Origin of the sequence: Cytobacillus sp. IB215665 (assembly GCF_033963835.1) — a bacterium.
GTDB lineage: Bacteria > Bacillota > Bacilli > Bacillales > SM2101 > Nanhaiella.
This window is the reverse complement of the sequence record NZ_JAXBME010000012.1, coordinates 89,162-110,199: the sequence shown is the minus strand read 5'-3', so window position 1 is coordinate 110,199 and position 21,038 is coordinate 89,162. Positions and strand designations below refer to the sequence as shown.

Annotated in this window: 18 protein-coding genes and 1 riboswitch; of the genes, 4 read left to right on the top strand and 14 right to left on the bottom strand. The window is 33.6% G+C overall.

Annotation, left to right across the window (positions count from 1 at the left end; genetic code table 11):
• Window positions 1–132: 132 nt before the first annotated feature.
• Window positions 133–1,236 carry a response regulator gene (locus SLH52_RS14940; protein WP_320210074.1) on the bottom strand — a complete coding sequence of 368 codons (1,104 nt, stop codon included), beginning with the start codon at window positions 1,234–1,236 and terminating at the stop codon, window positions 133–135.
• Window positions 1,236–4,406: an ATP-binding protein gene (locus SLH52_RS14935; RefSeq protein ID WP_320210073.1), complete on the bottom strand. Its 3,171-nt coding sequence runs from the start codon at window positions 4,404–4,406 to the stop codon at window positions 1,236–1,238. Before SLH52_RS14935 ends, SLH52_RS14940 begins: the two co-directional genes overlap by 1 nt.
• Before the next feature lie 451 nt (window positions 4,407–4,857).
• On the opposite strand from SLH52_RS14935, the gene SLH52_RS14930 reads away from it, so the two are divergent.
• On the top strand, window positions 4,858–5,055 hold the full coding sequence (locus SLH52_RS14930) for a YppF family protein (RefSeq protein ID WP_320210072.1): 198 nt from the start codon (window positions 4,858–4,860) through the stop codon (window positions 5,053–5,055).
• A 167-nt stretch (window positions 5,056–5,222) separates the two neighbouring features.
• Here the strand turns inward: SLH52_RS14930 and SLH52_RS14925 are convergent, their stop codons facing one another.
• A complete protein-coding gene (locus SLH52_RS14925) occupies window positions 5,223–5,765 on the bottom strand; it encodes a hypothetical protein (RefSeq protein WP_320210071.1) in 543 nt (180 codons plus the stop codon).
• A 254-nt stretch (window positions 5,766–6,019) separates the two neighbouring features.
• Between SLH52_RS14925 and SLH52_RS14920 the strand changes: the two genes are divergently transcribed.
• Window positions 6,020–6,187, top strand: a complete 168-nt coding sequence (locus tag SLH52_RS14920; protein WP_320210070.1) for a hypothetical protein — start codon at window positions 6,020–6,022, stop codon at window positions 6,185–6,187.
• Window positions 6,188–6,293: 106 nt separating this feature from the next.
• On the opposite strand, the gene thiC is transcribed toward SLH52_RS14920, so the two are convergent.
• The 3 genes from thiC to SLH52_RS14905 all read right to left on the bottom strand — a co-directional run bounded on the left by thiC (window position 6,294) and on the right by SLH52_RS14905 (window position 9,111).
• Window positions 6,294–8,060, bottom strand: coding sequence for a phosphomethylpyrimidine synthase ThiC (gene thiC, locus SLH52_RS14915; protein WP_320210069.1), 1,767 nt, complete (start codon window positions 8,058–8,060; stop codon window positions 6,294–6,296).
• A 177-nt stretch (window positions 8,061–8,237) separates the two neighbouring features.
• Window positions 8,238–8,352: riboswitch (TPP riboswitch) on the bottom strand.
• A gap of 74 nt (window positions 8,353–8,426) precedes the next feature.
• The gene (locus SLH52_RS14910; protein ID WP_320210068.1) at window positions 8,427–8,795 is read right to left on the bottom strand and encodes a DUF1798 family protein; all 369 of its coding nucleotides are present in this window, start codon (window positions 8,793–8,795) and stop codon (window positions 8,427–8,429) included.
• Window positions 8,796–8,901: 106 nt separating this feature from the next.
• Complete coding sequence (locus tag SLH52_RS14905) at window positions 8,902–9,111, bottom strand: hypothetical protein (protein WP_320210067.1); 210 nt, start codon at window positions 9,109–9,111, stop codon at window positions 8,902–8,904.
• Between the two features lie 666 nt (window positions 9,112–9,777).
• On the opposite strand from SLH52_RS14905, the gene recU reads away from it, so the two are divergent.
• Together recU and SLH52_RS14895 are read left to right on the top strand one after the other, a co-directional pair.
• Window positions 9,778–10,377: a Holliday junction resolvase RecU gene (gene recU / locus SLH52_RS14900; RefSeq protein WP_413785540.1), complete on the top strand. Its 600-nt coding sequence runs from the start codon at window positions 9,778–9,780 to the stop codon at window positions 10,375–10,377.
• Between the two features lie 40 nt (window positions 10,378–10,417).
• Window positions 10,418–12,964 carry a PBP1A family penicillin-binding protein gene (locus SLH52_RS14895; protein WP_320210066.1) on the top strand — a complete coding sequence of 849 codons (2,547 nt, stop codon included), beginning with the start codon at window positions 10,418–10,420 and terminating at the stop codon, window positions 12,962–12,964.
• 301 nt (window positions 12,965–13,265) lie between these two features.
• On the opposite strand, the gene SLH52_RS14890 is transcribed toward SLH52_RS14895, so the two are convergent.
• The 8 genes from SLH52_RS14890 to SLH52_RS14855 form a co-directional block, all read right to left on the bottom strand.
• Entirely contained in the window at window positions 13,266–13,778 is a 513-nt protein-coding gene (locus SLH52_RS14890; protein ID WP_320210065.1) for a YpoC family protein, read from the bottom strand.
• Window positions 13,779–13,780: 2 nt separating this feature from the next.
• Window positions 13,781–14,452 carry an endonuclease III gene (nth, locus tag SLH52_RS14885; RefSeq protein ID WP_320210064.1) on the bottom strand — a complete coding sequence of 224 codons (672 nt, stop codon included), beginning with the start codon at window positions 14,450–14,452 and terminating at the stop codon, window positions 13,781–13,783.
• 287 nt (window positions 14,453–14,739) lie between these two features.
• A complete protein-coding gene (locus SLH52_RS14880; RefSeq protein ID WP_320210142.1) occupies window positions 14,740–15,435 on the bottom strand; it encodes a DnaD domain-containing protein in 696 nt (231 codons plus the stop codon).
• A gap of 400 nt (window positions 15,436–15,835) precedes the next feature.
• Window positions 15,836–17,128: an asparagine--tRNA ligase gene (asnS, locus tag SLH52_RS14875; RefSeq protein WP_320210063.1), complete on the bottom strand. Its 1,293-nt coding sequence runs from the start codon at window positions 17,126–17,128 to the stop codon at window positions 15,836–15,838.
• Window positions 17,129–17,674: 546 nt separating this feature from the next.
• Complete coding sequence (locus SLH52_RS14870) at window positions 17,675–18,862, bottom strand: pyridoxal phosphate-dependent aminotransferase (RefSeq protein ID WP_320210062.1); 1,188 nt, start codon at window positions 18,860–18,862, stop codon at window positions 17,675–17,677.
• A gap of 20 nt (window positions 18,863–18,882) precedes the next feature.
• Window positions 18,883–19,362: a DUF5590 domain-containing protein gene (locus tag SLH52_RS14865; protein ID WP_320210061.1), complete on the bottom strand. Its 480-nt coding sequence runs from the start codon at window positions 19,360–19,362 to the stop codon at window positions 18,883–18,885.
• Window positions 19,363–19,381: 19 nt separating this feature from the next.
• Window positions 19,382–19,552, bottom strand: a complete 171-nt coding sequence (locus SLH52_RS14860; RefSeq protein WP_320210060.1) for a YpmA family protein — start codon at window positions 19,550–19,552, stop codon at window positions 19,382–19,384.
• 623 nt (window positions 19,553–20,175) lie between these two features.
• Entirely contained in the window at window positions 20,176–21,018 is an 843-nt protein-coding gene (locus SLH52_RS14855) for a hypothetical protein (RefSeq protein WP_320210059.1), read from the bottom strand.
• Window positions 21,019–21,038 lie beyond the last annotated feature (20 nt).

Genomic DNA, 21,038 nt, shown 5'->3' with positions numbered 1-21,038 from the left:
AATAAGAGTATTTAGACATATCATTATGGAAAAAATCCTCAAAATATTTGTTTTAAAAATAAAATGTAACAATATAAAAAAGAGTACTGTTTGATAATTAGATTTCAAACAATACTCTTGGCTCAGTTATGTTTAGTTTGTGATGAACTGTTTTACTTCATTTGAAGGCTCGACTCCGAGCTCTTCCCTTAATAACTTGACATAGTTTTTATAGTATTCTTTTAACCTTTTTTCATAAATACGATGGCTAGCATATATATTTAGAAGAAATATAGTCATTTCTTCATGCAGAGGGTATAAAGTTAAAAATGTTTTCACAACTTCTTCTGAGCGATTAATATTCCCTTCTTTAATAAAATAATTTGCTAATTCACGTGTTAGTTTTTCGTACATCACTGTCAGCTCTTCTTCAACCCCTAAAACCCATAAATAATCTTTCATTTCAAATAAATTCCCTTTATATACTTGAAAGGTTCTTTCACTAATTTTAAGATTATCTTTATTTACCTTGTCATTGTGCGCAAAATACGCTTTAAAAGTTAGTAGATCACAGAATTTTGTTTCGACATCCAGTATATAACCGTCGTTTAAGTTACGAATTTGTAACTTCATATTATTTTCCTTCAACACTTTTTTCATTCTAGAAATAGTCGTGTGGAGATTTACAGTTGCGTTTTTCGTCCAAAACATGTCCATCAATTTCCACTTATTAATGACTTGGTTTGGATGGACGAGGAAATACGCAAATAGCTCTTCTGTTTTCCTTGTGGGCCATTTTACAACTGTTCCATCTTCACCTCTTACTTCAAATTTCCCTAAACATTGTATTGATGTCTTCGTTTTTAAGTTTATTTGTGCTAGTTTTGTTTTGTCCAAATGATTTTTTAGTAAACGGGAAGTCACTCTATTAACATCTTCAGAAGTAACAAATTTTACAAGGTAGTCAACTGCATAAACTTTAAATGCCTGAACAGCATATTGCTCATATGCTGTTGTAAATACAATTTGAATATTTTGATCGATTTGTACTATTTTTTCTGCCAATTGGATGCCATTCATTTCCGGCATTTCTACATCAAGAAAAACTACATCAGGTCGAATGACAGCGAACATTTCCAATGCTTTTATTGGACTTGTATAGCTTCCAGCAACAGTTAATTGAGGTTGTTGACTTATTAACAAATTCATCAAATCTAACGTTGGTTGTTCATCTTCTACAATCATAACTTTAAGCATTACAACCCCTCCAATTCAGTATCATACAAGTCGCCCTTGACCCTTTTTCGTAATTCCAATGTAATCTTAGTTCCGCAGTTTGTTTTTGAGTCAACTTGTATATGCGCTTCATTCAAAGATGCTAATCTTCTTCTTATGTTCGTCATACCTATCCCTGCATTTTTCAGCTCTCCATTTTTAAACTGCTTTAATGCTTCCTCGGACAATCCCACTCCGTCATCTTCTATAATAATAAGTATAGATGTTTTACGGTTTGTAATTGATAATGAAACGTTTCCTTCCCCTTTTTTATTAAATACTCCATGTCTAATCGCATTTTCAACAAAAGGCTGTATACATAATGCAGGAATATAGATTCCATCTAACCCATCATCTATGGTCGCTGAAAAGTTAAGCCACTTAAACCTAACTCTTTCAATTTCCACGAAAGCCTCTATTAACTGTAATTCTTGCTCTAGTGGTATAAACATCGTTTGAGGAGTTGTGTTGTAAATGATACGTAAATATTGGTTTAACATTTTGAGCAGCCGAATAGCATCATCAACATTTGTATAACATAGAGATGCAATTGTGCTAAGAGCATTATGTAAAAAGTGTGGCTTTATTTGTGCTTGTAAAAAAGCTAATTCATTGTTGAAAGCATCCTCCATCGATGTTTTCATAGCAAGCAATGTTTGAATTCTCGCTAATATTGTGTTGGAGTCAAAGGGTTTCGTAATATAATCGTTCGCTCCAGCGCTAAATCCAAGAGCGATGTCTTCTGGCATATCTTTCACTGTTGCTAACAACACAGGTAATGTTATGAATGATTTTGACTCTCTTATTTTTTGACAAAGCTCAATTCCCGACATTTGTGGCATCATTACATCAGTTATAACAAGGTCAATATGGGGATGTTCATTGAGTTTACTTAAAGCATCTTTCGCTGAAAATGAAATTATTACTTTAAAATGTTGCTTTGATAACATATTTTGAAGTACTTGAATATTGGCGCGTTCGTCATCTACGATGAGGATTGTTTGATCAGAATTAGAAGTACTGTCGTTATCGTTTTGTAAATCCTCATTTTGTATATATGTAAATGTAGTTGTTTTTGATGCCACTTCTTCGACTAGCTTCGAATTTTGGGCAATCGGTAGGGTAAAACAAAATCTAGACCCTATACCAACTTCAGTCCAATCAACCCAAATATTCCCATTCATCTTTTCTACTAATTGCCGACTAATATACAACCCTAAACCCATACTTTGATAGCTATCAACTTGCATAAATTGATCTAATTGTTCGTAATATCTAAATATCTCTTCTCTTTTTCCATCTGGGATTCCTACTCCCGTATCCTCTACATATATGTATAAAGTTTCTTCTATTTTTTGAGAATAAACAGTAATTTCCCCACGCTCTGTGTGCTTTATCGCGTTATGAATTAAGTTATACAAGATTTGGCGTAAACGATTTTCATCAGCTTCTACTAACGGATAATCGTGGAGATTATTTGTTAAGTCAATATTTTTCCCTTGCACTTCAAATGCGAGAACGTCAAACACGATTTGAGCTGATACTTGAATATCTACAGTTGCTATGTGTAACTGCAATTGTCCATTTTTTAGTCTGGAGACATCAATTAGATCATTTACTAAATTGGATAGCTTAACTGAGGTGTCGTGAATGAGTGTAAGATTATTCCTTTCGTTATTTGACATTTGATCTTTTTTATCTAGCAAGTAAGAAGAAATATTAATAATCCCGTGTAATGGTGTTTTTAACTCATGAGAAGTTTTTGCTAAAAACTCATCTTTCATTTTGTTCATTGAAATTAACTTATTTGATAAGTTTTCAAGCTTGCCAAAAGTATGTGTATATCGAAGAGCTAATAAAATATACATCACCGCTACAAAGATAACAATACTTATTTCTCTGTATTGCCCTAAATCATAAATAATTTGAGATCGAGTTTTTATAATTGGTTCCCATTGAATATATTCTCCTGTCAAAGCTACCATAATATCAAAGAAATTAATCGTACCGAAGTACATAAAGAATAGAAAAATAAATATGCTAGAAAATAGTAATAGCTCTCTTTTCTCTACCTCATCATATTTTCTTTTATAAAATACCCACACTAACTTAAAGAAAATAAAACTTAAACAACCTCCGCTAATAAATACGAAGACCATCTCCATATGAGTATATTTATCATAAGGAAACAGCAAAACTATTAAAGGATAAACCATTAAGAGTGAGCATGCAATACGTATAACTCTCTTAGAAAGTAAGGTCGCATCTAACGCATGGAGGAATAAGAATATGAATAAAATTGCGCTATATGCTGATATATCTTGAATCTTATAGGCCGTATCAATTGAAATTGATGGAAAAAACAACATAAAAAGCTTCTCACTTCTACATGAATAAGAGATTAATAAACATAAGAAAAATAATCCATTGTATAAATAAAACTTGTTACTTTTCATTTTCATAAAATAAATACTCAAATGGTATACACAAAATAACAACAAAACAAAAATAATAGCTAAATCTGTACCAAAAGAGATTAATTGCAACTTAGATATGTCCTCTTGAAGGCCAAATTCTATATCGTCAATAATACCCCCATCATAATAATCATATTTAGATACTTGTATGACTATTTCAAAAGAGGATTGACTTAGCGGGAAATACTTTACATAAGGAATATTACCGATTTGTTGCGTCTCTACATTGTTGGTAGGCTCCCCACTCTGTCCGACTAAATAACCGTTAATAAACAACTTATGTGACATGCGTATATCATTAATTTTAAGTCCGAAAAGTTGGTCAGTATGTTTATCGTTTAATAATACCTTTAGTCGATATGTAGCAAAACCATCTATATTTATTACACTCGTATCTCGTACTTGATTACCAACATTCGGGACATTTTGAAAGCTATTACTAAATTCGTTCTTATCTAAAATAGCAGGTTGTAATAGTTCATCTTCATAAAATCCCCAATTCCCATTAAGACTAACCAAGCCATCCTTCTTAAAGTTCCAATTGGTAAGGTCGATAACTCCTTTATTAGCAGTTGGAGCAGATGGGTTAGAATTAGTCACCGGATTTAAAAAGTATAGAAAAAGTATTGCTAATATTAACCCGATAATTATCATTTGACGTTCATGCTTACTCATCTAATTTCTCCTAATAAAAAATTCTATATAAATAACAGAATAAATAATTATACTACACTATATCGTGACACAAGAAGTTTTTTTCAATGTGTTTCATTTAGTCACTATTAGTAAAGTTTGAGTTGATTTTTATTGAAAACTAGTTGTATACGCATAATGTCTATGAAAAACGACAGAAACACTTTTCTTAAACTGTATTGCTTTTGAAATAAATTAACAGTAAGAAAAGGTTTGCAGTTAACACCATATTCAACAAGGAATGACAGCTAATATTGTAAATATTTATGCACATATTTTTGTACTTAAAGCAAACAATCTATGTAAAAAAAACCAATTAGAAAAAATAAAATAAATGTAAGTAATTGTCGGAATTCTCAATATTTAAAATTTTTTAAAAGAGTACTTTTTCGTGATACCATATAAATAAATTATATTAATTGGAGGGGTTCTCATGAATGTTCAAGAATTGCGCAACCACTTTATTTCTCAAAGGAAATATGAACCTATTGATAGTAATGAATTGCTTGATTTCGCAAGACAAATCTACTTGCATGGAAACCTTCCCATTAGAGATTACAGAAATATTGTACGTCAATTAGAGACTGATGGTGCGAAGAAGCCTGAGTATGTTGTAGATGAAATCGTCTAAACGATATATTCGAGCTGCAAGTCAAAATGGGCTTTCACGTTCAGTTGATTGTCGATAACATAACTGGCTAATCTCTTACTATTCATCTAAAAAACTATGACATCATACTATAAGACATAATATGAAGGGGATACTATTATCCCCTCTATTTTTATCGAATACCTAATCTACCAATAATCAATTTCCCTAAAAAAACCATCAAAATCAATGAACTGAACACGCTCTATACCAAAAAGCTTATATTTTATTTTCAGCTGCTTAATTTCAGTCGTCTTGTAAGATTGATCAAATTCCTCCATACTTAGTATATATGTCAATACAAAACTTTCTTTATCAGGTTGATAATCTTGAATTTCTTGATATACGGTATCTATTGTTCTTTCCTCATTTTCAGCTAAGCTTCCATAAGATCCACTTACATAAATATAAGGTATAGCTGATAATCTATCACTCTCATTTAATACTGTGCCATCACTTTTTATTATTGTAATTTCTTTTATAATTGGACTACCTACACCATTCCATTTCATGCCATATGACAAATGGACTGCGTCATTATCTCTTAATGATTCGAGTGGAATCCACGTGTGGCTCCATGTTGAAAACCCGCTTTCTTCAAAATCCTTGTATAAATTGATAGTTAAAATCACTCCAACAGTTATTAAAATAATGATCGGCCCCGATAAAATAATTAACCATTCTTTTTTCACCTCATCACTCCATTCTAGTTAATACGTTCAAGTTAAGAAGTACTTTCTTAACATCATTAAAATATATCCCACTTATAGAAATCAGTTCAAAAGATCCATAGGAAATAATTTTATTTTTTTCTTTTTATGGATATTAATGAAGTTTGATCTTATTTTATCATTAAATTCCATTTTATTTTGAATAAAAGTTATATTTATCGCCTTTTTATCCAATAGTAATAAAGATGGAAAACTATACATAGGAGGAATTAAGGATGGGTCGTGGTAAACATTTTAATCATAAACGAAAAGGTTATAAAAACACCAAACATAAATTCGGACAAAATGTAGCAGCAAAACATAAAGAAGAAGCAGAATTTGCAATCGAAACAGTAGCTACGAGGAAAGAACGTCCAGTTTCAATTCATGTTGAAAAGGAGTAAGTTTTGTTAGAAATATTCTGTGGAAATAAGAGTATTTAATGAAAGTTCATAGTAAAAACAAGTGAGAAGTAAGCGCTATTCGCTTACTTCTCACTATATAGAAGATTTAGCCGTAAATATTGGACCCTGTTTGCGTAAATTCCTCTGCCTTTTGCTTCATTCCTTCTTCTATCACTTCAGACTCATTTTTACCTTGGTCTTTTGCCATATCTCGAATATCTTGAGATATTCTCATTGAACAAAACTTAGGTCCACACATTGAGCAAAAATGGGCTGTTTTAGCACCTTCGGCAGGCAATGTTTCATCGTGATATTCACGTGCTCGCTCTGGGTCTAACGAAAGGTTAAATTGATCGTGCCACCTAAATTCAAAGCGTGCCTTAGAAAGTGCATCATCTCGTTTTTGAGCACCTGGATGTCCTTTCGCAAGATCTGCTGCATGCGCGGCAATTTTGTAAGCAATAACTCCTTCGCGAACATCTTCTTTGTTCGGTAAGCCTAGGTGTTCTTTAGGTGTTACGTAGCAAAGCATCGCCGTTCCAAACCAGCCAATCATTGCAGCACCTATTGCAGAAGTAATATGGTCATAGCCAGGCGCAATGTCTGTCGTTAATGGTCCTAGTGTGTAAAATGGCGCATCATGACAAACTTCTTGTTGTTTATCCACATTTTCTTTTATAAGATGCATCGGAACATGACCAGGTCCTTCAATCATCACTTGAACATCATGCTTCCAAGCAATTTTCGTTAATTCACCCAATGTTTCCAATTCTGCAAACTGCGCTTCATCATTTGCATCAGCAATGGAACCTGGACGGAGACCATCACCTAAAGAAACTGATATATCATATGTTTTCAAGATTTCACAAATATCTTCAAAATGAGTATATAGAAAGTTTTCTTCATGGTGTGCTAAGCACCACTGCGCTAAAATGGAACCACCTCTAGAAACAATTCCTGTCGTACGCTTTGCAGTCATTGGTATATATCTCAATAGTACCCCTGAATGAATCGTAAAGTAATCTACACCTTGTTCAGCCTGCTCAATTAATGTGTCACGATATACTTCCCACGTTAAGTCTTCTGCAATGCCGTTTACTTTTTCAAGCGCTTGATAAATAGGAACTGTTCCGACTGGAACTGGTGCATTTCTAATAATCCATTCTCTCGTTGTATGTATATTTTTCCCTGTAGACAAATCCATCATCGTATCTGCACCCCAACGAATAGCCCATGTCATTTTTTCTACTTCCTCATCGATGGATGACGAGACGGCGGAATTGCCAATATTCGCATTAATTTTCACATGGAAGTTTTTCCCTATAATCATCGGTTCACTTTCTGGGTGATTAATATTTGCTGGAATGATCGCACGTCCACTAGCTACTTCATCTCGCACAAACTCTGGGCTCATATTTTCACGTATAGCAATAAATTCCATTTCAGGGGTTATTATACCCTTTCTTGCATAGTGCAATTGTGTAACGCATCCACCACTTTTTGCTCGTAGAGGCTGCTTATTAATATGTGGAAACTGTTCAAGGTTTGAACGAGGATCTGATTCTAAATATCCATTATCCTCTGGTTTTATTTCACGGCCTTCATACTGTTCTACATCATTTCGTTTAATAATCCAGTCATCTCGTAGCTTTGGAAGACCCCTTCTTATGTCAACATCATATGCAACGTCTGTATACGGTCCGCTCGTATCGTATACTCTCACAGGCTCATTTTCTTCCTCGCCAAAAGTGCCACTAGTAGGGTGAAGCTCAATTTCTCTCATCGGAACTTTTACGTCAGCTTGATGCCCTTGTACATAAACCTTCTTGCTACATGGAAATGTCATATTTTGTGCAATACTTTCTTTTGTCATTTGAAAATTCCTCCTCAATAATATGAATGAATCAACTGTCAGATAGTCGGTCTGAATAAAGTGTACATATTCCAACTACCTTATGAAGTTGCTAACCCATACCAACTAAAAAAGGGTTCTCAAAATTGAGAACCCTTTTGTTGAAAGTAATTTATGACATAGCTAAAGTAACAATAAGCTGGTCGAATTCTACTTCCCTACGCTGGTATGAGCCAGATCAGGTTCTAAGAGTCAAAGAACTTTAACGCGTTCTTCTCTCAGTCCAAGCTATTGGACCCCCCTAGTAGTGAACATATGTTGTTATCGTTAATACTATAACACAATTAATATTGTTGTGAATAGAGAAAAAAGAAATTATACAATTTATTATTTTTCTTTAAGTTCACTTATCATCGCATTCAATAAATAATCAACTGATTGATGTAGGTTTAACAAACGCTTCCCTTTACCTTCATTATAAAAAACTTGAACAGACAATGTTTGTAAATTTTCAATAGTCGATTCAATTTGCAATGGATAAATATACTTAGGGTTTTGTTCATTAATCCATTGGAAAGCATTGGTTTTCCACATATCAAGAATTTTATTAACTTCATTAGCAAACGGATATACCTCACGATAAAAATCAACTTCAACATGAGTAAGCTCTTTTCTTTGCTCCAGTATACCTATGCATTTATTATTAAATGTCTTTAACATGTTTGTTAATTTTATTAATTTTTCGTAATTTTCCATATTATTTTCTCCAATTAATCTACTTAAGTTCCAATAATATTATATCAATTTAATGGATTGATTGAAAGGATAGCGAGGGAATCTTTTGCTGAACTTCTATGTGGGATTAGAGTGCAATGTCGATGATGTTATGGTCATATATATTTTCTATTTTATGAAGGTTATTGGATATAGTTTTAATATTCCTTTGTTGTTGCTCAACATATACACCTATGTGTTCTTCAACATGATTAACGAGCTTTTGATCTATTAATTCAAGATACTCAAGCAATTCATCAAACACCGAATTCTGCAATTCTTTATTGGTCAATTCCATTTATCTTCTTCCTCCTCGTCAGTATATTTAACTTACATTACAATCATTGAGCTAAACATATCTTCATTTGACTTATACGTTATAGTTTCGTGATGTTAAGCTCTACACCTCCACGATTGACAAAACTAGAAGTAATTCAACAAAGAAAGTCGACAATTTTATATTTGCAACAATTCGACAACGCAGTTCGCATGAAAATAACAGGATTGTTTACACTAATCGTTAGGAGGTGTTTTAGTTGGCCAAAAATAAAAACAAACAGCAGCAAAATACTCGAGAAAATAAAGAGAAAGCAACGGGATATGGTAACCCAAAACTAGAAGGTCCTAATAAACCTGCTACTTAACTTGAAACGAAGATGAGGGCTAGTCTTCCCTCATCTTTATATATTACGAGTGAATCACCTCAAATACATCTCCTCATAGCACAATCTCCAATAGTTTACCTCACTCAAAATATTATAGTTGTAACATTTTTATACGATCATTCGTCTAATTGTTTGAGGCTAAATAACGTGTAAAAAGAAGTTTATCACTTGCCATAACTTAAAAAAACACCTATACTTTTTTTTTAACATCATTATGATGACACTTTGTTAAAATCGTTACAATGTAGTTTTATTATTTGTTATGATAGTTGGTGAAGTTAGGTGAGGAGGATGAATCAGTGATTCGCTATCCGAATGGTAAATTATATAAAGAAAAACAAGATAAAGATACTAATACCGCTAAAAAAGCTTCATACAGTAATCGTGGTATGACTTTGGAAGAGGATATTAATGACTCTAATAATTATTATTTACTACACAATATAGCGGTTATTCACAAAAAGCCAACGCCAGTTCAAATCGTACAAGTTGACTATCCGAAAAGAAGTGCTGCTGTTATTAAAGAAGCGTATTTTAAACAAGCTTCAACTACTGACTATAATGGTATTTACAAAGGTAGGTATATAGATTTTGAAGCTAAAGAAACTAGAAATAAAACATCATTCCCTTTGCAAAACTTTCACGACCATCAAATTAAACATATGCGTGATGTAATAAATCATAACGGATTGTGTTTTGTCATTCTACGATTTACTAAAAATGAGCAGATCTTTCTGCTAGATGCTACCCACCTATTAAGCTTTTGGGACCGTATGAAAAAAGGAGATAGAAAATCAATAACAAAACAAGAGATAGTGGATTTAGGTCATGAAGTCCCGCTCGGCTATAAGCCCCGCATTGACTATCTTAACATATTAGATAATATTTATTTCTCATAACTCTGCTACGAATTATTAAGTTGAAAGGTAGGAATACCACATGGCAAGTCAATCACAGTCAAGAACAGCACGTAAACAAGCTGAACGTAACCATAAAAGTAATCAAAAACCTAAAAAAAGTATCTTTCAATTTTTTAAGAAACTTATTTTAGTATTTTTTTCGTTAGGAATTATTGGCGCTATAGTTGGAGCAATCGCCTTTTATGTAATCATTAAAGATGTACCTCCATTAGATGAACAAGCATTTCAAGCATCGTTCTCTTCAAAGGTATTTGATAAAGATGGCAATGAATTTGCTGAGCTTGGGATAGAGAAACGCACGTATGTAAAATATAACGAAATTCCAACAGTACTTCAAGATGCATTTCTAGCTGTTGAAGACGCTCGTTTTCTTGAACATCATGGAATTGACCCCATTCGAATAGGTGGAGCCGTTCTTGCTAATATTACAGAAGGCTTTGGTGCTGAAGGGGCAAGTACTATTACACAACAAGTTGTCAAAAACTATGTGTTAACACCTGAAAAAAAAATTAGTCGAAAAGTTCAAGAGGCATGGTTAGCATATAAGCTTGAACAAATTAAATCTAAAGAAGAGATATTAGAACTGTATTTAAATAAAATCTTTTTAGGTGGAAGTACGTACGGAGTAGGCAAAGCAGCTGAAGTATATTTCGGCCTTGATAAAGATAATTTAAATGAAATGCAACTACATCAGGCTGCTTTACTAGCAGGAATGACTCAAAGTCCAAATAATTACAATCCTATTAAAAATCCTGAAGCAGCAGAAGAAAGAAGAAATGTTGTACTATCTTTAATGGCGCAACATGGCTTTATTTCAGCTGAACAGGCTGAACAAGCAAAAGCAATACCTGTTGAAGAATCATTGAATGTAACAACAATAGAATCCGAACCTTATGACGCCTTTCTAGATTACGTTATAGAAGAAATTAATGAATCTGGAGATTACGATCTATATTCAGGTGGCCTAGAAATCTATACGACGTTAGATACAGAAGCACAAAAATACACTAATGAGCTGTTACAATCAAATAATGTTGTCAACTTCCCAAACGAGAACCTTCAAGCAGGAATTACATTACTTGATACGAAAACAGGTCAAATACGTGCCATCGGTGGTGGACGTAATCAAGACGCTGCAAGAGGTTGGAATTATGCTATAGATACAAAAGCACAACCTGGATCTTCCATAAAACCTGTTCTTGATTATGGTCCTGCAATTGAGTATTTAAAATGGTCGACATATGAACAAATTAATGACGAACAAATGACATATGCTGATTCTAATAAACAAATATATAATTGGTATGATGGATATAGAGGCTGGATGTCTATGAGATACGCTATAGAACAGTCAGTTAATGTTCCAGCAGTTAAAGCATTGAGAGAAGTCGGTCTCGATAAAGCAAGAGACTTTGCGGTTGGGTTAGGAATCCCACTAGAAAAACAAATTTACGAACCATACGCTATAGGTGGATTTAGTACTGGTGTATCTACATTAGACATGGCAGGTGCATTCAGTGCCTTTGGTAATGAAGGGTTTTATAATCAACCTCATGCTGTTACTAAAATTGTTTTTCCTGATGGAAGAGAATTAGATTTAACGCCAAAAACTGAAGAAGCGATGTCAGATTACACTGCTTTTATGATAACTGATATGTTAAAATCGGTTGTCACCAATGGGACAGGTCGGGATGCCTTTGTTAGCAATGCAGTCCCAGTTGCCGGTAAAACAGGATCTACTAACTACCCTGTAGAAGAAATACAAAAATACGGTTTACCAGAAAATGCAACGAAAGACGTATGGTTTGCAGGCTATACAACAGAATATACAGCAGCGATATGGACAGGATTTAATCGAATTAGTGAAGATGCATATTTTAAAAGCGTAGATGAAGAAAAAATTGCGCGTAAACTATTTAAAAATCTATTCACCCACATATCAGGTGGTGAATCTGCTGATTTCACTGTACCTAACAGTGTTGTTCAAAAAAAGGTTGAAAAAGGGTCAAATCCCGCAAGATTACCTAGTGAATTTACACCACAAAATGAAATCGTCTATGAATACTTTGTGAAAGGCACAGAACCAACTAAGGTCTCAGATAAATACGATAAGATAGACCCACCTAATGGTTTTGAAGCTTTATATGATGAAAGAACTAATGAATTACAATTATTGTGGGACTACACGTTAGATGGATCTGAGGAAGAATTAAGTGACATATCATTTGAAATTAAACAATCAATTGATGAAGGCCCGTATGAAGTAATAGGTACTACAAAAGAGTTTAGTTACCTAGTTCCTGATCCGATTGAAGGGGCTATCTACTCTTATCAGATTTCAGCAGTTAGTGACAGCAATCCAGAAAATAGAAGTGACCCACTAAGTGCCTCTGTTGAGATTCCGATATTTGAGGAAGAAATAGAAAATCCGTTTGATGACTTATTTGATGAAGAGCCGGGAACTGATGATGAAGGAGAAATTGGAGACCCATTGATTGATGAAGGTGACCATGATGAACGTCCACCTGAACCACCTCCAAGTGAAGAGGATAATAATGAAGAATAAATGAAAAAACAACAGGCTATCAGAGGTAGCCTGTTGTTTTTTGTGGGGAAGCTTGTCCAAATGGAGGTTGAACAACAGTCATTTTTTAAAAATTTGACCTGTAGAAAGAAGTTCTTAACTAAGGTTGTTTTCGCATTAGATCATAGCTTTTCGTTCTAAAGTTATTCACGTATACATCTATCGCTCGTGACATCATTTCTTATGTAAGTTGATGATAACTATATATAACCCTGTAACAATAGCAACAAATTTGACGAAAAGAGCCTTTCTTACTAGCTAATTTCTACTATAAGTATGAACGTTATTTTTGTAGCGCAATAATCTTATAATATATTTTAGTACTTTCTTGAAATAACTCACAAAGCTGTATAAAAGAATGAAATTGATGTGGTTTTTTCATTATAAAATCAATTCTTTCACCTACATTGATCGGTTTGTATGTAAATTGTTGAATTGGTTCTTGAATATTAATAAGGTTCGTTACAGGCCTGCTGTTCATCCAAAAAAGCATAGATAAGAACAAACTTAATGATTGAACAATCGACTGTTTGATATTCGTTTTTTTCCTCTGCTGAAAGTGTTGAGCTAACTCTGGTTCAATCCCCTTCCATTTAGCTATTACTAAAGGAATATATTGCTCTATCGACAGCCATGGCTTAATAGTATCTACATCGTTATGTGCGGCTATGTCGTAACCAAAATATTTTAAATCAAAGTTCAATTCAAATGAATTATGTAGGTTAATATTTAGCTTTGTAATAGACTCAGGGAAAAAGAGTGTATTTTTCATATGGTAAGGAATATTAAGTTCCAACCTTATTTCTCCCCTTTGGTAATTTTATTGTTCTTTTTCATTCTTTTTTTTCCCTCTCTGCACAAATCTAGAAGTGGACATACTTCACACTGAGGTGATTGTGCTTTACAATGATATCTACCGAAAAATATCATACGGTGATGGGTCACAGACCATTCATCCTTTGGTACTTTTCGCATTAATGTTTTTTCTACTTCTAAAACACTATCCTTCCAACGACATATCGCTAAACGTTTACTAACACGTTCAACATGTGTATCAACTGCAATCGCGGGGATGTCAAACGCAACTGAGACGACTACATTTGCTGTTTTTCGACCTACACCTGGTAACTTCGTTAGCTCGTCACGGTCATTGGGAACAATTCCTCCATATTGTTCTATTAACAACTGAGATAGATTACGGATATTTTTCGCTTTATTTCGAAATAAACCAATAGAACGAATATCCTGTTGTAGCTCTTCTAATGAGACTGCCAAATAATCTTCAGGCTTCTTATATTTTGCAAACAACTTTTTAGTTACTTTATTTACAAGTGCATCTGTGCATTGCGCTGATAGAGCAACAGCAACCACAAGCTCAAATGGATTTGAGTGGTTTAGTTCACAATGTGCATCAGGAAACATTTCCCCCATTTTATCTAAACAAAACCTAATTTGTGTATTATTTAACATAGCATATTTCACACCCAATTTTAATTATTGACTGCTCCGCATTAATTGTTCTATTCCTACGAACTATAAGTACTTAAAAACCTATCATTACTGACGTCTATTCCGTTTCAAAAAAATAAATACTACACAGTCTCAGTTTGATTGTTAGTTTAATTTACATCACTGTAAAGAAGTACTCTTTGTAATGCGGATCAGGTTTGTTAATCAATTTACAGAACCCGGTAGTACATAAAAAAAATCAGGCTGCAAATAGCTCACCTGATTGTTCGCTACTTTATCACAAAAAATCACTGCTGTTCAAGCCAATTATAAAAAGGAATGGTCCGTTTATATTCCCCTTCCTGTGTACTTGAACGTTTTTGTTGATGCTTACGAATATTTTTACCGTAACTTTGAGCTTGTTCAACAGTTTTTATCCCATTCTTTTTCCACTCAAATAAAATGCGATCAATATATCTAAAATTTAATTTTCCTGATAGTACTGCTTCACGCAATGCTGTCTTTATAATGATTGGATTATATTGATCCTGATCAAGCCACATAGATAATGTTTCACCTTCGAATGGGGATAAAGGTCGACCAAACTCTTCTTCAAACATCACATATAAATTTATATCTTCTTGGCTAGGTTCTTCGACTGCAGTCTCTGATACAAAGCTCATTAAAACTTTTTCCCACAATGGTTGCAATGAATACTGCTCATTAATTTTTCCATGTTCATCACTGCCTTCTTCAATACGAATATACGATCTTTTTAATAACAATCGTAATATATCCGTGCACTCTTCTGTTGAAAGTGTCATTCTAATAGCTAATTCATTTGGAGTAGGAAATTTGTTTCCTTGTTCTATAAAAGAATATACATGTAAAATTAACATAAGTTCCTGTTCATTAAGACCAATCTGTACGTAGTTTTGTAACAGCAATTTTGGGATAGAGATACTGCCTTGGTCAAGCCAGTCAAGCATTTTATCTTTACTTATCATTTATGACACCTCGTCCTTAGTATAACATGAACAAGAAAACGTGATGACCGTATACAAACCATTTCACAGTTCATCATATATATACAAAAAGGATGTCTCAAAAGAAAACGATCTGACATACAATTTCTTGCAATAAGGAGATTTTTCCTTAAATATTTGATGAAATGTAAGTTAGATCCTTCAGAGTCACCCTCTAAGGGAATTTGTCAGACATTATATGCTAAATTGCAAATGACAGACAAACATAATCATTATAGTTTATATTTCAACTTAATTATTTATGAATACCATTTATTACAATGAAATCTTCACTCTAAATTTTTGGCGAAGACTTTAGCCCATTTAAAGCTCCCACCTATTGAGGTGGGAGCTGGAAACATTAAAAAGCAAACACGAATTAAGGATATAGACGATTTAATAAACGTGGGAATGGTATTGTTTCACGTACATGCTCAACACCACTAAGCCATGCTACTGTTCTTTCTAATCCTAAACCAAATCCAGAATGAGGAACCGAACCGTATTGACGTAAATCTAAATACCATTGATAAGCTTCTGGAGATAAATCATGCTCTTTCATACGTTGAGCTAATAATTCAGCATCATGTATGCGTTCAGAGCCACCAATAATCTCACCATATCCTTCTGGAGCAATTAAATCAGCACATAACACAACATCGTCACGATTAGGATCTGGCTGCATATAAAATGGTTTTAATGCTGTCGGGTAGTGTGTTATAAATACTGGTTTGTCAAAACTTTCTGCAATTGCAGTTTCATGAGGAGAACCAAAATCATCTCCCCATTCAATATCGTCAAAGCCCTTGTCGTGTAAAAACTTAATTGCATCATCATACGTAATACGTGGGAATGGTGCTGTAATTTTGCTAAGTGTTTCAGTTTCTCTCCCTAAAATTTTCAATTCAAGTGCACAATTTTTCAACACTGCTTGAACGATATAGGCTACATATTGTTCTTGTACTTGTAAATTATCTTCAAACTCGTAGAATGCCATTTCCGGTTCAATCATCCAAAATTCGATTAGATGACGACGAGTCTTAGACTTTTCTGCACGGAAAGTAGGGCCAAAAGAAAATACTTTTCCTAAAGCCATCGCAGCAGCCTCCATATATAATTGACCACTTTGGGATAGATAAGCATCCTCTTCAAAATATTTAGTATGGAATAATTCCGTTGTCCCCTCAGGAGCACTTCCTGTTAAAATTGGTGGATCTACTTTGACAAAGCCATTGTTATTGAAAAATTCATACGTTGCACGAATGATTTCATTACGTATTTTCATAACTGCATGCTGTCGTTTCGAGCGTATCCACAAATGACGATTGTCCATTAAAAATTCTGTACCATGCTTTTTAGGTGTTATCGGGTAGTCAACCGATTCACTTATCACTTTAATATTTGTTACTGTTAATTCATATCCAAAAGGTGACCGTTCATCTTCTTGAACCGTACCTGTTACAAACAATGAAGTTTCTTGTGTGATTGATTTAGCAAGCTTAAATACTTCTTCTTCAACTTCAGCCTTAACTACAACCCCTTGAATGAATCCTGTGCCATCTCTTAACTGTAGAAAAGCGATTTTTCCACTTGAACGTTTGTTAGCTAACCAAGCTCCAATGGTTACCTCTTGTCCAACATACTTACTTACTTCAGTAATTGTCGTTTTCACTATAAAATTCCCTCCAAAATACAATACATCCATTTGCAGAGGTAAACTAGTTGCTTGCCTCTTTTTATATGTATCCAAATTACATTATACATTTCGACAAAAATTGTTGCAAGGCAGAAAAGCGTGATTGCCACTGTTAATAGCTCATAGCACATAAGAGTCTAAAGCAACTTTGCATTGAAGTCTAGACAATAAGACAATGCCTTTTCGGCCCTTACACAACCAGGATAAGATTGGCTGGTTCTCCAAAAAAAGGGCCTGACTCGTTATTATTTGCACAATACATTGATAAAGTACAAACTAACACGCTTTTTGAGTCAAACCCTTTTTATTTCGCTGTTTTCAAATGATTTGTTGCTTTTCGTTCTACTAAAATAACAGCTATACTACTGCATTTTAAAAAAAATTCAAATATATCCTCATTCCTCAGTTTTAACACCAGCATAAGCTTCTCGTTTAAAAAATAAAATAAATATATTAATTCCTTATATGTTAAGTATAAATGTTTAACAAGGTCTTATATTTCGAGGTCCTTATTAGAAATCATTATGCATGACATTGCACTTTCATAAAATGATTAATTCTTTCAATTGCTTTTTCTAATTGATCAAGTGATGTTGCGTATGAAAGTCGTAAATTGTCAGGAGCTCCGAAACCTGACCCTGGAATGATTGCAACTTTTTCTTCTTCCAAAAGAGCTTTAGCTAATTCATCTACGTCTTTTAAACCTGCTAATTTAGCTGCTTCCTTAGCATTAGGAAAAAGGTAAAATGCCCCTTTAGGTTTAATACAAGTGAAGCCCGGAATTTGAATCAATTTTTCATAAATAATATTCAAACGTTCTTCAAACGCTACACGCATATCTTCAACAGGCTGTTGAGAGCCATTATATGCAGCAAGAGTGGCATATTGTGCAATTGACGTTGGGTTAGATGTACTGTGACTTGCAAGATTCGTCATTGCTTTAATAATTTCTTTATTACCTGCAGCATACCCAATTCTCCATCCAGTCATTGAATGTGATTTTGATACACCATTGATAATAATCGTCTGCTCTTTTAATTGTGGAGATATTTGAGCAATCGAAACGTGCGCACTATTGCCGTATACGAGCTTTTCATAAATTTCATCAGAAATAATTAAGATGTTATGTTGTAAACATATTTCACCTAGCTCTGCTAATTCTTCCTTACTATATAACATCCCAGTAGGATTACTTGGAGAATTAATAATAATGGCTTTAGTACGTTCTGTAATTGCTCCCTTAAGTTGTTCACCAGTAATTTTAAACTCATTCTCTTCTTCACCCTTTACAAACACAGGATGTCCATCTGCTAATTTTACTTGCTCAGGATAGCTCACCCAATATGGAGAAGGTATAATTACTTCGTCACCCTCATTAAGAAGGACTTGAAATAGTGTATAAAGTGCGTGTTTCGCACCAGTACATACAATTATTTCAGATAAATCATAATGAATCCCCTGATCTTTACTAAATTTTTCACATATTTCTTTCTTTAAAGTTGGGAGGCCACCAGATGGTGTGTATTTAGTTTTACCTTCATTCATTGCTGTAATAGATGCATCAATAATATGCTGTGGAGTATTGAAATCTGGTTCACCAGCTCCTAACCCTATTACGTCATGCCCTTGTTCCTTAAGTTCTTTTGCAGTAGCAGTAATAGCCAATGTTGTTGAAGGTGTTAATGAAGATACTCGATGTGCCAATTTCATGTCAGTTCCTCCTTGATTGTTTAGGATATTATATACCTTTTGCGTTTAGTGCCTGATTCAAAATAAGAGTAATGATAAACGTATCGGTTTTGATGATCAATATAAACCGTTTCCCAAATTGGTATATTTCCATCCATCCCTAACGTTACTGATATGATTTTTTTTGGATTTTGTTCTTTGTTAACCATGTCAATGATTTGTTGTTCTGTTGTGCCATCTGCTTGGTTTTTAATAACAATAGGTTTTTTAACATCCTCTGGGATAAAAACTGCTATCACTTGCTCTGACTGATCTTCACCAAGCACAACAGAATATGCTTCTGTTCCATGATATGTATATACTTTTTGAATAGTTTGCATTTGTGCTTCCTTTTTAGCTATGTTAATTGCTATATCTTCAGCGATTTCAATGGGCTTCATTGCACTTAAATACAAATATCCAATTAATATGAATAAAATAATAATGCTAATAACAGATATTGGGATAATCCTTTTTTTCATCATGATAAAGTCCTTTTTATTACGTACGATAAATGGTAAAAACTGCTGTTTTTTCATCATTTTCATCTAAAGCTAGTCCAAACATTAAATCTTGTCCTTTTAAAGTACGATTTAAATTATCGACAATTTTGTATAAATCAGAAGAATGTGCAATCTTTAAAGTAGATAATACTTCAATTTTACTTTCCATGCAATAGAGTCCTCCTATTTTGTGAACAAATTTTGTTACTTATATTGTTAGGAACTAAGGTAAAAATAAAAGTACTCACAAAGTAAGTGAGAGTAATCAATATCAATTATAACAGCTGTATTCAATAAATTGATAACAAATATGATAAGAGGGTTCCACAGCTCTTTTTATAAGGCTCTTTTCGGAAACTTTGTTGAAATGAGCTTAACTTCGACCAGCAACAAATAAATATCTACAATTGACCTACTAACACTTGGTTTATACGTACTTATTTCTTAGTACGAAAAGCAACAATCAAATGCGAATAACAGCCTTTTTATAAAAAATACACCCTATCCCACACCGTTGACCTGTACACATATGATGTTACAGGTTTTTTATTTCCAATCTTTACGTGAATTTTGTTGCTTCAGTAACTGATGTGTATGTAGAATTTTTATAGTGTACAGAGAAAAATTTTTGCGAAAAGCAACAACTAATGTGCCTACAGACTGTCGGAAGCATTGTTGATATTGTTACCAAATTAGTATTGTAAAAAGTGGTTTTATATGTTTATCTTCGGTGAAGAATGTCAAGAACGATAGAAAAAAATCAATACGAAACACCGTGTATTTAACACAGTTTTATTCCTGCTTATTCACTTCAATTGGAATAATTTCATATTGATCATCACTATATTTAATGGAAATATTCCCGACTTGTTTCGTTAAATAAATATCGATCCAAGAATCATATAACCTTTCCAGCACTTCCTGATTTGGCTTGTTATTTTTGTTCTGAAAAATGATGGCAACTTTCGGGTCAATTTTTTCTAAAAAAAATGAAGTTGTACCACCTTCAGCTCCAAAGTCACCAACCTTTAAAATATCGACTTCTGTTTCCAGTTGTGCTAACAATTTTTCCTCAATTGATTTTCCTGCATTTGTCATATACAAAATGTGGTGGCTTTTAAGAAATATTGATAAATCGAGAGCGCCATCTGTCTGTCCTATATTTTCATTTTCAACCTTAATTTCGACATTATTGAATACTTGATAAGCATCTTGATTTTTCCACTTTTCTATTTTTATATCCTCTAAAAATGGATAGGGGTGTTCGTTATTAGAAGCTAACACAACTTTCTCGACTGGGATATTTTGTATAATCCAATCAATATTCGTATCGTATTGAATATCATCTTTTGTAATAATGACCGTGTCAAGCTTCTTAATATCATACAATTGAAACATCATTTCCATTTCACTCTGGGTTCTTGGACCACCACAATTAATCAAAATCGTATTGCCTTTAGCATCTTGAATGAGTGTGGCTTCTCCAGATGACAGGTCAAAAAAAGTGATTGCAATATCGTCCTGTGTTAGCTTTAAATTCACTTTTGCTATATCAACCGGCTGCTGTGGTTGCAACAAATTTCCTATAAAGGACAACCCGAACCAAATTGTCAAACATTTAGAAAAGTGTAACACTACTATCCCTCCACAACTAC